Annotated in this window: 16 protein-coding genes; 9 read left to right on the top strand and 7 right to left on the bottom strand. The window is 71.3% G+C overall.

Annotated elements, in window-relative coordinates:
* Position 1: 1 nt before the first annotated feature.
* The 5 genes from HD597_RS63495 to HD597_RS63475 form a co-directional block, all read right to left on the bottom strand.
* The gene (locus HD597_RS63495) at positions 2-964 is read right to left on the bottom strand and encodes a hypothetical protein (RefSeq protein ID WP_253760201.1); all 963 of its coding nucleotides are present in this window, start codon (positions 962-964) and stop codon (positions 2-4) included.
* Positions 961-1,584 (bottom strand): flavoprotein, encoded by a 624-nt coding sequence (locus HD597_RS63490; protein ID WP_253760200.1) that lies wholly within the window; start codon positions 1,582-1,584, stop codon positions 961-963. Before HD597_RS63490 ends, HD597_RS63495 begins: the two co-directional genes overlap by 4 nt.
* A complete protein-coding gene (locus HD597_RS63485) occupies positions 1,571-2,500 on the bottom strand; it encodes an LLM class flavin-dependent oxidoreductase (RefSeq protein WP_253760199.1) in 930 nt (309 codons plus the stop codon). The genes HD597_RS63490 and HD597_RS63485 overlap by 14 nt, the downstream gene beginning before the upstream one ends.
* Positions 2,497-3,462: a T3SS effector HopA1 family protein gene (locus HD597_RS63480; protein WP_253760197.1), complete on the bottom strand. Its 966-nt coding sequence runs from the start codon at positions 3,460-3,462 to the stop codon at positions 2,497-2,499. The genes HD597_RS63485 and HD597_RS63480 overlap by 4 nt, the downstream gene beginning before the upstream one ends.
* 328 nt (positions 3,463-3,790) lie before the next feature.
* Entirely contained in the window at positions 3,791-3,934 is a 144-nt protein-coding gene (locus tag HD597_RS63475) for an LxmA leader domain family RiPP (protein WP_253760195.1), read from the bottom strand.
* 186 nt (positions 3,935-4,120) lie between these two features.
* Between HD597_RS63475 and lxmK the strand changes: the two genes are divergently transcribed.
* From lxmK to HD597_RS63455, 4 genes are all read left to right on the top strand, one after another.
* Positions 4,121-5,221, top strand: a complete 1,101-nt coding sequence (lxmK, locus tag HD597_RS63470) for a class V lanthionine synthetase subunit LxmK (RefSeq protein WP_253760193.1) — start codon at positions 4,121-4,123, stop codon at positions 5,219-5,221.
* Between the two features lie 59 nt (positions 5,222-5,280).
* Positions 5,281-5,556: a hypothetical protein gene (locus HD597_RS63465; RefSeq protein WP_253760191.1), complete on the top strand. Its 276-nt coding sequence runs from the start codon at positions 5,281-5,283 to the stop codon at positions 5,554-5,556.
* A 197-nt stretch (positions 5,557-5,753) separates the two neighbouring features.
* Positions 5,754-6,428, top strand: coding sequence for a recombinase family protein (locus HD597_RS63460; RefSeq protein ID WP_372513661.1), 675 nt, complete (start codon positions 5,754-5,756; stop codon positions 6,426-6,428).
* A gap of 244 nt (positions 6,429-6,672) precedes the next feature.
* Entirely contained in the window at positions 6,673-6,831 is a 159-nt protein-coding gene (locus HD597_RS63455) for a hypothetical protein (RefSeq protein WP_253760189.1), read from the top strand.
* Positions 6,832-6,897: 66 nt separating this feature from the next.
* Here the strand turns inward: HD597_RS63455 and HD597_RS63450 are convergent, their stop codons facing one another.
* On the bottom strand, positions 6,898-7,404 hold the full coding sequence (locus HD597_RS63450; RefSeq protein WP_253760187.1) for a winged helix-turn-helix transcriptional regulator: 507 nt from the start codon (positions 7,402-7,404) through the stop codon (positions 6,898-6,900).
* A 71-nt stretch (positions 7,405-7,475) separates the two neighbouring features.
* Here HD597_RS63450 and HD597_RS63445 point away from each other — a divergent pair, with 71 nt between their 5' ends.
* The 4 genes from HD597_RS63445 to HD597_RS63430 all read left to right on the top strand — a co-directional run bounded on the left by HD597_RS63445 (position 7,476) and on the right by HD597_RS63430 (position 11,048).
* The gene (locus HD597_RS63445) at positions 7,476-8,072 is read left to right on the top strand and encodes a dihydrofolate reductase family protein (RefSeq protein ID WP_253760185.1); all 597 of its coding nucleotides are present in this window, start codon (positions 7,476-7,478) and stop codon (positions 8,070-8,072) included.
* Complete coding sequence (locus HD597_RS63440) at positions 8,066-8,884, top strand: MBL fold metallo-hydrolase (RefSeq protein WP_253760183.1); 819 nt, start codon at positions 8,066-8,068, stop codon at positions 8,882-8,884. Before HD597_RS63445 ends, HD597_RS63440 begins: the two co-directional genes overlap by 7 nt.
* 533 nt (positions 8,885-9,417) lie before the next feature.
* Entirely contained in the window at positions 9,418-10,131 is a 714-nt protein-coding gene (locus HD597_RS63435) for a ParA family protein (RefSeq protein ID WP_253760182.1), read from the top strand.
* Positions 10,131-11,048, top strand: a complete 918-nt coding sequence (locus HD597_RS63430) for a ParB/RepB/Spo0J family partition protein (RefSeq protein ID WP_253760180.1) — start codon at positions 10,131-10,133, stop codon at positions 11,046-11,048. Before HD597_RS63435 ends, HD597_RS63430 begins: the two co-directional genes overlap by 1 nt.
* A gap of 149 nt (positions 11,049-11,197) precedes the next feature.
* Here the strand turns inward: HD597_RS63430 and HD597_RS63425 are convergent, their stop codons facing one another.
* Positions 11,198-11,725, bottom strand: a complete 528-nt coding sequence (locus HD597_RS63425; protein WP_253760178.1) for a hypothetical protein — start codon at positions 11,723-11,725, stop codon at positions 11,198-11,200.
* Positions 11,726-12,084: 359 nt separating this feature from the next.
* Here HD597_RS63425 and HD597_RS63420 point away from each other — a divergent pair, with 359 nt between their 5' ends.
* The gene (locus tag HD597_RS63420; protein ID WP_253760176.1) at positions 12,085-12,312 is read left to right on the top strand and encodes a hypothetical protein; all 228 of its coding nucleotides are present in this window, start codon (positions 12,085-12,087) and stop codon (positions 12,310-12,312) included.
* The last annotated feature ends 144 nt before the right edge of the window (positions 12,313-12,456 follow it).

The following is a 12,456-nucleotide window of genomic DNA, read 5'->3' as shown; positions in this document are numbered from 1 at the left end:
GTCATCCGTCACTTTCCAGGGCCGGCCGGCCGACGATCGTCCTGGCCGCCTCCGCCCCGAGTCGCTGGTCGAACAGGCCGGCGACGATCTCCACGTACAGGTGGAGCTGGTCGTCCCAGCCGATGTAGGCGGCGTAGTCGCGGGCGTGGGTGAGCACCCGCAGCACCGCCAGGGCGCCGAGGGTCTCGACGTCCGGGACGCGGCCGTACCCCTCCAGCAGCGCCCCGGCCAGGCCGCGGTAGGAGAACTCCAGCGCGGGCGCGATGCCCGCCAGGACCGCCTGGTGCAGCTCGACGAGCTCGGCGACGAGCCAGCCGACGTCCAGCCACCACGGCCCTCTGGAGAGGTCCTCTCCGGCCAGCAGGTTGCCGCCGCCGCCCTTGACCGGGACGATCAGCGCCATGCTGGCCGCGCCGTGCAGGAGGCTTCCGGCCGGCGCCGCCCCCAGGTCCGCGCAGATCGCCTGCAGCCGCTCCCAGCGGGATCGGCCCAGCCGGGCCAGCGCGTGCTCGCGCAGCCGGACGGAGGCGGGGCTCTCGCAACGGCCGCGCAGCCAGGAGGCCAGCCGGGCGGGCCCCGGATGGCGCCGGCGGACCTCCCCGGGCGGCGGCAGGGCGTGCAGGGCCGCCAGCGCCGCCCCGGCCTGGCGCAGCGCGTCCTGCAGCATGGGCCGCACCAGGTCCTCGTCGAAGGCCAGCCAGCTCGCCGCCGGCAGCGTGCCGTCCGCGCTGTAGTACATGCTGCCGTCGACGTCGGGCAGCCGCAGCGCCGGATGGACCGAGCCCAGCAGCGCCCGCAGGTCCGCCGACAGCGCCGGCAGCGGCACCGGGTAGGCCGCTCCGGGGCTGCGCACCCAGGTGTACTCGGCGCCGTTGCGGTAGATCGAGGTGTGGACGGAGGAGGTGCCGAATTCGTGCAGCGGGGTGCTGGTGGTGGTCGTCATGGTGGTCGTCATGGTGGTCATGGTGACTCCGTGATGCCGGGGCGCGAGGACGGGCTCATCTCGTGTCGCAGCCGCTCGACCAGCCCCAGCAGTACGGGCATCGGCGCGGCGACCGAGGCGTCCATCTGGCCGGTCGAGACGCTGAACCCCGCCTTCGGCGAGGCGATGACGATGTTCGGCCGCTGGTCGAGCAGCCGCTTGTGACCCAGGTAGGCGGGGCTGGTGAGGCCGTGCGGCGGCAGTGACGGCGCAATCCCGATCGGCGCCGGCGTGCACTGCAGCGCCAGGATCGCCGGGGTGTCGCCCAGCCCGAGGGCCAGCCTGGCCAGGAAGTGCAGGCCGGCCGGGTAGACGAGGACCGTGTCCGGCCAGAGGCTGAGCTCCACGTGCGGAGCCCCCTTGGTGACGTGGGCCGGCCACTCGTCGGACATGGCCGGCTGCCCGCACAGCGTGCTCAGCGCGTCCAGGGTGATGAACCGCTGGGCGCTGCGCGTGACGACCGGCCGGATCTCCAGGGCGGGGTAGCCCGCGCGCAGCCACGACAGCCAGCCGGGCAGGAAGGCCGCCGACAGGGCGCCGGTCACGATGAGGAGCAGCCGCTCGCCGGAGAAGGCCGGGTAGGTGAGATCAGTCCGTGGCATCGCCTCTCCCCAGGCAGGTAAGGATCTCTTCGGCGTCGCGGACGGCGGCGTGCGGGCCCTCCGCGAGCCAGACGCCGGCGGTGTTGACGACCACCTCGTCCACCCCGGCCGCGTGGTAGGCCGCCAGCCGTCCGGCGACCTGCGCGGCGGTGCCGGTGACGAACAGGCCCGAGCTCACCAGCGCCCGCGCTCCGGCGCGGGTGTCGGACGGATCGGCGTCGATGCCGGCCGCGCGCAGCATGCCGGTGTAGTGGGCCGCCTGCAGGTGGGCGCCCGCCGCCAGATGGGCCAGGTGCGCGGGGTCGCGCCCGGGCCGGGCGACGGCCGCGTGCACCACGGTCACGATCCGCGGCCCTGTCCCCAGTGCCGGGGCCAGGACGTCCTTGACGTAGGACGGCGGGGTCAGCCAGGTGATGGCGGTATCCGCGCGCGTCCCGGCGGCCCGGGCCATGCCCGGCCGCAGCACCCCCGCCCCTACCTCCACCGGCGGGTGACGCAGCGGCGGCAGGGTGAAGCCGCGCACGTCCCCGCCGTCCAGCAGCGTGCGGACCGCGGCCAGGTACTCGCCCGCCGCCGTGGCCGGGCGCGCGGGGGCGGCGCCGGTGAGCTGGGCGACCAGCGCCGGATAGGAGGCGCCGAACCCTGCCACCAGGCGATGCCCGGTCAGCACGGCCAGTGACCGCGCCTGCGCCGCCGCCTCGGCGGGATTGCGCAGCGCCATCAGCGCCACCGACGTGCCCACGGGGATGCGGTAGCCGGCGCCCGCCAGGTAGGCGATGACCGCGTGGGTCTCCAGCCGCAGCGACTGCCCCAGCCACAACCGCGCGGCCAGGCCGCGCTTGACGAGATCGGCGTACGGCACGACCTCGCCGATCTTCCCGGGCTGGTGCGGGACGATGACCGACGACCGGCTCACAGCGGCACACCCCCGATCCGTAAGCGCGGCGAGGTGCGGTTGCGGAACGGCTCGCCGGGATCGATCCCGGCCGCGGCGAAGGCTCCGGCGACAGCCCCGGCGGGATCGCCGCCGGCCAGCAGCCCCTGCGCCAGGATCCGGGCGCGGTGCTCGCCGAAGCTCAGCCGTCTCATCCCCGGCCGGTCGTCGGCGGGATCCCACGCGACGGCCAGGCCCGGCCCGACCCGCCGGGCGAACCGCGAGGTGTCCTCGAGCCGGCCGGGGAACGCCGAGACCGCCGTCACCAGCGATTCCAGCGCCGGCCAGCCCTGCTCCTCCAGGTAGAACACCATGGCGTCGCGCCGCGGGTATCCGGCGGGATTGGAGAACGCCTTGGCCCGGTAGGGCACCTTGGCCTCCTCCAGGGCCGTCAGCGCGCCCGCCCAGGCGGGCGGGGTGAAGACCGGGTCGGCCAGGTGCACGTACAGCCGCAGGATGGGCCCGGCGCCCAGCACCGTCCCTGCGGAGCCGTCGCAGAGGAAGAACCCGGGGGAGAGCGCCGGCCTGATCGCGTCCGCCCGCACCACCGCCAGGCCGTCGCCCTCCACGGCGACCACCCGGTCCGCCGGCACCTTGACCCTGACGTCGAGCAGCTCGACGACCCAGTCGGGTTCGGACGCGTGCACCTTGGCCAGGGCGGTGGTGAAACGGTGCGGCACCCCGGCGGTCAGCGCACGCTCCAGGCCGGGGTCGCGCATCCCCGGGCGCATGCCGGGGTCGTGCTGGTGGCCGCTGTGGAAGACCTCGTACATGGCCGTCCCCAGCGCCGGCCAGAGCGCGCGCGGGCTGTCCACCTCGACCGTCCGCCCGCCCACCCGGGCGCTCAGCCGGTCCGGGGCGATGTCCACCGCCTCGATGAGCGAGCGCAGACCCGGGGCCAGCGCGGGAGCATCGGCCAGGACCGCCGTGCTGTTGCCGTCCATGACGAGGCTCCCCTCAGCTGCCGGCCGGCAGGACGTCGGCGTCGGAGCACCGCGGTTCGGTGTGGGCCTCGTGACCGTCGGCCAGCTGCTTCTTCGCCATCTTCTTCTCCCATATGAAGAGGGGCGGGGTGACCCCAGAAAACCGAAACCTATGGATCAACCAATAATGGGCGGAAAATGGAACCGCTGGCAAAAGAATGGCACCATCGCGCCACCGGGCGGCCCTGTTGAATTTCGCGCGCGGCTGGAAACACAAAGACTGTGCCCGCCGCCACCAGAGGGTGACGGCGGGCACAGTCCCAAGGAGTAAGGAAGGCCGGGACCGGTGTCAGCAGCCGGCCGAAGCGGTGATCACGATGCTCGCGATGCACCACGGGGTGCTGGGGCTCTCCTCGTCGCCGTTCTCGTCGAAGGCGAGCTCCTCGGGGTCGGTGTAGTTCTCGAAACCGTCGACCAGGTCCTTCTCAGCCATCTTTTTCTCCTATATTTGAAGTGCTCTTCGTTTTTCGTTCCGGCCGAACCGCTGTGCCGTTCGGATGGCTCAATAGTGACCGGCCCGCCGAAGCCGCCGCAAGCCTTTGTCACCTTGGTGTCATTGGCCCGTCCGCTTGGTGCCTTCTCCGCAGATAAAAGGCGTGGCCCCTGGCATCATCTCGATATGTCGACTACTGCCCTTCTTCCGAAAGAGCGGCTGCGCGCCTCCTCTCTGGACGATGCGCCCCAGGTCAACGACCTGCTGCACCGGCTCGGGCTGGGAACCCTGACCCAAGAGACCCTCGAATCCTTCGCCGGCCGCAACAACAACTGGGCCGGGCACACGAGCAGTGGCGCGCGGGTGTTCGTCAAGCGCCTGGACGGCGACCGCGACGAGGCGCTGATCCGGTTCCGCCGCGTCCTGGACCTGCAGGAGGCCATCTCCGCCGGCGGCACGGGCGACCTGCGCTGCCCGCCCCTGCTCGGCCACGACGAGGAGCACCGGCTGCTGGTCTTCGCATGGCTCGAGCACGGCCTGGCCGGCAACAGCCTCGCCGCCAAGGGCGAGTTCGACGCCCCCCTGGCCTACCGCTGCGGCCGCGCCATCGGCGCCCTGCACCGGCTGCCGCTGATCGCCGACCGCTCCGCGCATCCGCTGCCGCCCACCTGGGCCCTGCACGCGCTGCCGCTGAGCCTGTTCTCCTCCGCGCGCGTGGCCGAGCTGCACTACTGGACGCTGCTGCAGAACGACAGGCCGCTCATCACCGCCCTGGAGGCGCTGCGCGAGCGCGAGAAGTCCGTGGAGCTGCGTTCCTGCCACGGTGACCTGCGGCTGGACCAGTTCCTGCTCCACGACGACCGGCTCCACGTGGTCGACTGGGAGGAGGCCCGGGTCGCCGACCCCGCACGCGACGTCGGCGCCTTCGCCGGCGAGTGGCTGCACCACGCCATCAGGAAGATCAACTCCGATGTGGACAAGGTCTACGGGCCCGGTGTGACCCTCACCCGCGAGCTGATCCTGGAGCGGGGGGCCGCGGAGATCGCCGCGGTGCGGCCGCTGGTCGAGGCCTTCTGGCAGGGCTACCGCGACAGCGGCGTCACCGTGGACGCGGGGCTGGCCGAACGGGCCACGTCGTTCGCGGGCTGGCACCTGCTGGATCGGCTGCTGGCCACCGCGGGGATGCAGACCCGGCTGCGGCCGATCGATCTGGCCGCTGCGGGCATCGGCCGCAACGCGCTGCTCGACCCCGGCCGGTTCGTCGGGACGCTCGGATTCGCGCTCTGAGGGCCGCCTGGGGCCTGTCCTGCCGCCGCCACCCCTCTCACTCTGAAAAGGAGCGTCACATGCGCAACGGAAATCGCCTTCTCGTCATCGCGGCGTTCGCGGTGACCGGCGCCACCGGTTCTGTCCTCACCGCCGGCCCCGCCGCCGCCACCTCGGCCTGGACGCCGCCGCCTGGCTACGTGTTCGAGAACTCCTACTTCGGCTCCAGCGCGTGGTGCGACCAGATCGGCCAGGAGGGGGTCGTGGCGGGAAAATGGATCGCGTACGTGTGCCACGAGACGCTGCACGGCTACGAGTTCCCGAGGCTCTTCAGCGACCTGTACGTGAAGCGATGAGCGGGCGCGCCGGTCCGGCCCGCCTCCGGGCCGGCGCCACCGGCGGGGAGGTCGGTGAACCGGTCTTCATTTAACGATCGTTTTCTGAAGATCCGCCCGAACAACCCTCCAAGCCCCCTGGAAGCCTTCAAAAACTCGTTCAACAACCCTGGCGGTTCAACAACCCTCCAACACCGTTTGTTGAGAGGATGACGGGCGTGACCGACGTCCTCCAGCCGCCCGCCGACCCGCTGGCCGCCTTCCCCGCCCGGCCGACCGACATCCGCATCGGCTACGCCCGCGTCTCCACCACCGGCCAGAACCTCCAGCGCCAGCTCGACGCCCTCAAGGCCGCCGGGTGCCGGAAGGTGTTCGCCGACAAGAAGTCGGGCAAGACCGCCGAGCGCCCCGAGCTGGCCGCCTGCCACGCGTTCCTGACCGCGGGCGACACCCTGGTCGTGCCGTCGCTCGACCGCTACGGCCGCTCCCTGGCCGACCTCATCACCATGGTCGCCGGCCTGCGCAAACGCGAGATCGGCTTCACCTCGCTGCACGAGAACCTCGACACCACCACCCCTGGCGGCCGCCTCGTCTTCCACGTCTTCGCCGCCCTGGCCGAGTTCATCCGCGAGCTCATCGTCGCCGGCACCCGCGACGGCCTGGCCGCCGCCAAGGCCCGCGGCCGCACCGGCGGCCGCCCCACCGTCATCACCCCCGAGCTGCTCCGCGCCGCCCGCGACATGCTGCCCAACCCGGACAACTCGATCACCTCGATCGCCAAGCTGCTGGGCGTCTCGCCAGGGACGCTGTACAACCACATCCCCGACCTGCGCCGGCTCCGCGAAGGCGGCCGGGCCCGGGAGCTCGCCAGGGGCGAGAGGCCGTCGGTGTAGGACAACTCCCTTCCCCCTCAGCGGCTTGGCGGCCGACGCCCGTAAGGGATCTTCAACGAGCGCTCGCGACGGCTACTGGCGTGCGGCTCGTGCCCGCCCGCCGGAGCGCGGAAGTGGCTGCTCCCCCGGGGATCGCCGCCGGCGTCCTGGTGCTCGCCGCCGTCGCCGGCGTGGTGGCCCTCATGCCGGGCGCCGATCCGGTCGTGGTCGTGCGGTCATCGGTCAGGAGATCCGGCGCAGCGAGGTGCCCGACCAGCCGGCCGCGATCTCCACGGCTCACTTCGACGTCGAACGTGACGCCGGCGAGCCCCCGTCGAAGGAGCGCAAGAAGCTGCGCGGGCACATCGCCGGCTGGATGGCGGACGAGGACAAGGCGGGAGATCCTCCCGCCTTGTCCTCGTAGCGGTCAAGCGGCGCGGGCAACCGTACGCGGGGCCGGTATGCCGCGGGGTATGCCGCACCCGTTCCGTCACCGCTGATCGAGGTGCTCCTGCTCGCCGGCCGCGGCGCAGGCGGCCTCGAGACGCTCGAACGGGCCCGGGCCGTCGTACGGCCTCGGCGGGGCGCCGAGGTGGCGGGCGCGCAGCTCGTCCATGAGCTCCTCGACGAACGCCGGCCCCTCCTCGCGCATGAGCCGCTGCCGGGCCCGCAGGCCGGCGCTGCCCGGGCGCCAGTCGAGCCCCCAGTCGCCGAGGGCGCAGATGATCGGCAGAGTCCGGATGCCGGCTTCGGTGAGGCTGTAGCGGGCGCGCTGCCCCCGCATGGCGGTGCCGCGGGTGAGGAGCCCCGCCTCGACGAGCCGTACGAGACGGTCGGCGAGGATGTTCGAGGCGATGCCCTCCATCGACCCGGTGAGCAGCGCCCGGAAGTAGCGGCGGTCGCCGAAGATGACGTCGCGCAGCACGAGCAGCGACCAGCGGTCCCCGAGCACCTCGACGGCGGCGTTGACCGGACACCCGGACCGTGGTTCCACCATTCCTCCTTGACAGGTTTTTCGCCCTACCTATAGTAGTTGCAAAATACAAGCACTCCTGGGAAGAGGAGCTGATGGGCCGCTTCGTCTATTCGATGCAGGTGTCCCTCGACCTGCGGATCGAGCAAGTTCCCGGGGACAACGGCGCCGGCGAGTGGCTGCGCATCGGCGAGGAACTGCACCGCACGGCCAACGCGCTGACGCGCTCGCTCGCGCTCATGGTCCATGGCCGCGTCTACTACGAGGTCATGGAGGAGGCCTGGCCGCGGGCGCACGAGGACGCCTCGCTGCCGGACTTCATCCACGAGTACGGCCGGATCTGGACCGCCAAGCCCAAGGTGCTCGTCTCCCGCACCCGCCGCAGCGCCGGTCACAACACCCGGATCATCGGCGGGGACGACGCGATCGAGCAACTGGCCGCCCTGCGGGCCGGGACCGGCGGCGACATCAGCGTGGGCGGCGCGGCGCTCGCCACGCAGCTGCTCCGGGCGGGGCTGCTGGACGAGCTGCTGCTGTTCACCCATCCCGCGATCCTCGGCTTCGGCAGGCCGCTGTTCGACGACTACGACATGCCGGTCGACCTGGAGCTGATCGAGCAGCGATCGTTCGAGCAGGGCGTCACGATGCATCGCTACGCCGTCCAGGACGCCAAGGAGGCGGGCTCGTGCTGAGGCAGGTCGCGGACGGGGTGCTGGTCCACGAGAGCGCGTTCGTGCAGAGCAACGCCGTCGTGGTGCGGGGCCGGGACGGCGTGCTGCTCATCGACCCCGGGGTGACCGGCGCCGAGCTCGGCTGCCTCGCGGACGACCTCGGCGAGGCGGGCCTGCCCGTCGTGGCGGGGTTCTCCACGCATCCGGACTGGGATCACCTGCTCTGGCACGCCCGCCTCGGCCAGGCGCCCCGCTACGGCACGGCGCGCTGCGCGGCCGCCGTCCGCGACCAGCTGCCGGACGCGGAGGCCAAGGAGCGCATCGCCGAGCACCTGCTCGAGACGGAGATCGCCGGGCAGGTGCCGCTGGACCTGCTCGGCCTCATCACCGGCCTGCCCGCCGGAACCACGCAGATCCCGTGGGACGGCCCCCGAGCCCGGCTCATCGAGCATCAGGCGCACGCGCCCGGCCACGCGGCGCTGCTGATCGCGGAACGCGGGGTTCTCGTCGCCGGCGACATGCTCTCCGACGTCCTGGTCCCGATGCTCGACCTGGACGGCGCCGACCCGATCGAGGACTACCTGGCGGCGCTGCGGCTGCTCGAGGAGGTGGCGGGCCAGGCCGGCGTCGTCGTCCCGGGTCACGGGTCCGTCGGCGGGCCCGGCCAGGCACAGGCGCGGATCGACCAGGACCGGGCGTACGTGCTCGCCCTGCGGGACGGCCGGGATCCCGATGACCCGCGCATCGGCCCCTCGGCCAGGCCCGGCTGGGAGTGGGTGAGCGACGTGCACACCGGGCAACTGCAACGCCTCGCCCGGAGAAACGCCCGGTAGGTCAGCCGTCGACCCAGTCCATATGCCCGATCCCTCTGCAGCTCCAGCGCCGGAACCGCTTGGCCGCCCGCCGGGCGGGGAACCAGGCGGCGCCGGTGATTACGCCGTAATCACCGGGCCAGGAGAAGCCCGCCGTGGTGCCCGCCACCTGACATGGGGCTCCGGCGAGCCGGCCTTCCCTCCTCGCCCCGCGGACCAGCCGAGCAGCAGGTTCCGCACGGTCACGTCGCGCCCGGGCAGACCAGCCCGGTCTCGTAGGCGGGCACGACGGCCTGGACGGGATGCGGGCCACGTTGCTCAGCCCGCTGGCCGGCAGCCGCAGCACCTCCAGCTCCCGTGCGGTCAGCCCTGCATCCCCCTGGAGGTCTGAAGCCCTTCCCCGCCCGGGAAGCTGCCGTAAGCCTGCTTCCCCGGCACCATGCGGCCCGCCAAAGTGATTACGGCGTAATCACTTGATCATCTGAGAGAGTGGCTCTCGTCCGAAGTACCAGCCCGGCGGGCTGGGAAGCACACGGAAGAAAGCGGGAGCCGTAATGGCGAAAGTCCATGTCGTCCTCAATCAGAAGGGCGGCGTCGGCAAGTCCACCGTCACCGTCAACCTCGCGGCCGTATGCGCTGACGTGGTGGGTCTCACCTCTGAGGGGCAGCCGCCCGTCGTCACCGTCTCCATCGACCCCCAGGGCTCTGCGGTGTGGTGGTCGGATCGCGTGGAGGCGCTGCCCTTCCACTTCGTCCAAGCCCATGACGACATCGCGGGCCTGTCCAACCTGCGCCTCATCCCGGGCGTCACCGATGTGTGGGTCGACACGCCGGGCTGGATGCCGATCCTCTCCGATCGCGGCGAGGACCCCTTCGGCGAGGGCGACGCGGGCAGGGCGCTGCGCGCGGTCCTGGACAACGCCGACGACGTGCTCGTGCCCATCGAACCCGAGCCTCTGTCGTTCGAGCCGACGTTCAACACCATCGAGCACGTGCTGAAGCGGCGCAAACTTCCCTACCTGGTCGTCATCAACAACTGGGACCCCCGTGACGGGCGGGCCGATCTGGAGGAGACGCAGCAGTTCGTCCGCGCCCACGGCTGGCCGCTGGCCCGCACGGTGGTGCGCCACTACAAGGTGCACACCCGCGCTTCGGCGGAAGGCATCGTCGTCACCCAGTACGCCAAGAACCGGGTGGCCATGGAGGCCCGCGAGGACTTCTACCGGCTGGCGCTGGAGTTCCAGCAGCGCACCGGAGCGGACGCGTGATGGCGGGCAAGCGCACCAGCCTGGCCTCGCTGATGGTCGGCGCCACCGCCGAGTCCGAGCCGCCGAAGTGGCCGGACAAGATCAAGCTCAGCGAACTGGCCGACAACCCCGCCAACCCCCGCGAGCAACTCCGGGACCTCGAAGGGCTGGCCGCGACCATCGCCGAGGAAGGGATCCTCCAGCGGCTGGTCGTCGTGCCGCGCGACGCCTGGCTCACCGCGCACCCCGAACACGGCGGCAGGATCGGCCAGGAGCCCTACGTCATCCTCATCGGCCATCGCCGCCGTCACGCGGCCGAGCTGGCCGGCCTGGTCGAGGTGCCCGTGGAGGTACGCGAGTCCGCCGTCGCCTCACGGCGTACGGCCCTCATCGAGAACCTCCAGCGTGACGGCCTGGCGCCCCTGGAAGAGGCCCGGGGAGTCAGGGACCTGATGGAGGAGGAGAACCTCTCCCAACGCGAGGCCGCGGCCGTGCTCGGCAAGAGCCAGGGATGGATCTCCCAGCGCCTGGTCCTGCTGAACCTGACCTCCGAACTGCAGGACGCCCTCACGCGAGGGCGGCTGCGCATCGAGGACGCCCGCGAGATCGGCAAGCTGCCACCCGAGCAGCAGGCCATGCCCGCCCCTCCCGCCCCTCCCGCGGAACCGGAGGCCGGGCGGCCGCAAGCCGAACGCCGGCAGCCGGTGACGGGAGAGGCCGCGAAGGAAGGGCCGCCCGCCGAGCGCCAGCCGCGTCCGGCCGGCGACGAGGACCCCCTGGACGAGGCACTCCGGGTCGAGGCGGCCGCCCATCAGGTGGGCAACCTGCGCGTCCTCAGAAGAGTGGCGCAGCGGCAGCCCGCCAAGGCGCGCGCCATCTTGCAGATCTTGGAGACGGCGGTCAAGGAGCTTCGCGCCGGTCTGGCCGACCGGGAGTAGAGCTGGGTGCTGGGTGATTACGGCGTAATCACCGGCTGGTCTGGTGGGCCGGGGGTGGGGCTGGGTGCTGGGTGATTACGGCGTAATCACCGGCCGGTGGTGCAAGTCGCTGCCGTCCGGTTACGGCTGACGGCTGACGGCTGCGCCGGCTAGAGCTGTGGCAGCCGGTCCGTAGGTGTGGGTGCACGCCGCTCGTGGAGCCAGAAGAGATAAATCTGAAGGTGTACGGCCAACTCTCCATCGAGGTACGCCAGGTAGTCGTTCGCGGCGCCGGCACTACCCTGCCCGGACCTTTCATCGTCGGCCTCCCAGACGGATCGCCGAGCCATCAGATATTCGCTGATCCGAGCCCGGTCGCGCCACCATTCCCGTACCGCTGCCGGCGTCCAGTGGGCATCGCCGTCACAGCCGTAGCCGGAGAGCACTTCGGCCTGCGCGGCGTCGACCAGCTGCCGCAGTTCCTGCGCCGTCCGTGGCTGCCGGTAGACGTACTCCGTGAAGTACTCGCCCTCATAGAGCACGAGCGCCGGGGCGTGGGTCCGGCCGGTGCAGCAGTTGTCGGTGGCGGCGCCGTAGAACGGGCCGGGCACGTTGAGCCACTGACGATCCGCCCACTGCCCCTGGAACGTCGCTCGCGCCTCACCGAGCAGAGACACTGGATCGAAGTAGAGATCCACGGCGGAAGGCTAGCCGGTTGCTGGAGGATTCAACGGGGGCAGATCCCCGTGCCAGTGGCACTCAGGTCCCGAGGGGTCCTGTCGGTGATTCGGAGCATCACTGCCGGCTCAGGGCGGCGTACGAGCGAGCATCAGGAACGACACCTCGGCGGTGAATGTCCGAGCACAACGACAGCCTTTCGCAGCCACGGAGATTTGAAGGCTGTTCTGCATGCGTGCATGCGTGCATGCTTGTCAGCTTTGCGGTGATGGCGTTGCGGCAGCCGCGCGGACCATGCGCAGAAATGCGGGAAGTTGTTACGCGACACGCCCACGCAGCAATGGAATCGCGACTCATTCGTACGCCATGATTGGCGACCATGAGCAGCAAAGGCAAACCCGGACGGCCCAAGACCACGGTCTCCCAGGTAACGGTGCGTTTCAAGCGCCACGAGGCCGTTGAAGCGATCGACGCGCTGGAGCAGTCGGGCATGTCGCGTTCCGAAGCTATTGAGCACTTGGTCTTGATGGCGCTGGGACTCGCTTCGGCGACACCCGCCGTTCAGGCACAATCGCCCCTGCACACTGACAAGATGGTGGCTGCCTAGCCCTCGGCAGGCGCACCGCACGAAGGAGATTGCCCAGAACGTAAGAAAGCCCCGCAGAGCGGGGCGTTCTTAGATGACGAGCGATCCACTACGTCGTTCGGCTCCCTGATGGTTTGGCCGCCTAAGTGAGCTGAGCGACAAGGA

Origin of the sequence: Nonomuraea thailandensis, from assembly GCF_024172165.1 — a bacterium.
Lineage (GTDB): Bacteria > Actinomycetota > Actinomycetes > Streptosporangiales > Streptosporangiaceae > Nonomuraea > Nonomuraea thailandensis.
The sequence above is the reverse complement of the archived record's forward strand: the minus strand, read 5'-3'. Positions and strand labels throughout refer to the sequence as shown.

Coding starts and splice junctions, on each gene's coding strand:
- HD597_RS63495 (WP_253760201.1), bottom strand. CDS start 964: ATGACCACCATGACGACCACCATGACGACCACCACCAGCACCCCGCTG.
- HD597_RS63490 (WP_253760200.1), bottom strand. CDS start 1,584: ATGCCACGGACTGATCTCACCTACCCGGCCTTCTCCGGCGAGCGGCTG.
- HD597_RS63480 (WP_253760197.1), bottom strand. CDS start 3,462: ATGGACGGCAACAGCACGGCGGTCCTGGCCGATGCTCCCGCGCTGGCC.
- HD597_RS63475 (WP_253760195.1), bottom strand. CDS start 3,934: ATGGCTGAGAAGGACCTGGTCGACGGTTTCGAGAACTACACCGACCCC.
- lxmK (WP_253760193.1), top strand. CDS start 4,121: ATGTCGACTACTGCCCTTCTTCCGAAAGAGCGGCTGCGCGCCTCCTCT.
- HD597_RS63465 (WP_253760191.1), top strand. CDS start 5,281: ATGCGCAACGGAAATCGCCTTCTCGTCATCGCGGCGTTCGCGGTGACC.
- HD597_RS63450 (WP_253760187.1), bottom strand. CDS start 7,404: ATGGTGGAACCACGGTCCGGGTGTCCGGTCAACGCCGCCGTCGAGGTG.
- HD597_RS63445 (WP_253760185.1), top strand. CDS start 7,476: ATGGGCCGCTTCGTCTATTCGATGCAGGTGTCCCTCGACCTGCGGATC.
- HD597_RS63435 (WP_253760182.1), top strand. CDS start 9,418: ATGGCGAAAGTCCATGTCGTCCTCAATCAGAAGGGCGGCGTCGGCAAG.
- HD597_RS63430 (WP_253760180.1), top strand. CDS start 10,131: ATGGCGGGCAAGCGCACCAGCCTGGCCTCGCTGATGGTCGGCGCCACC.
- HD597_RS63420 (WP_253760176.1), top strand. CDS start 12,085: ATGAGCAGCAAAGGCAAACCCGGACGGCCCAAGACCACGGTCTCCCAG.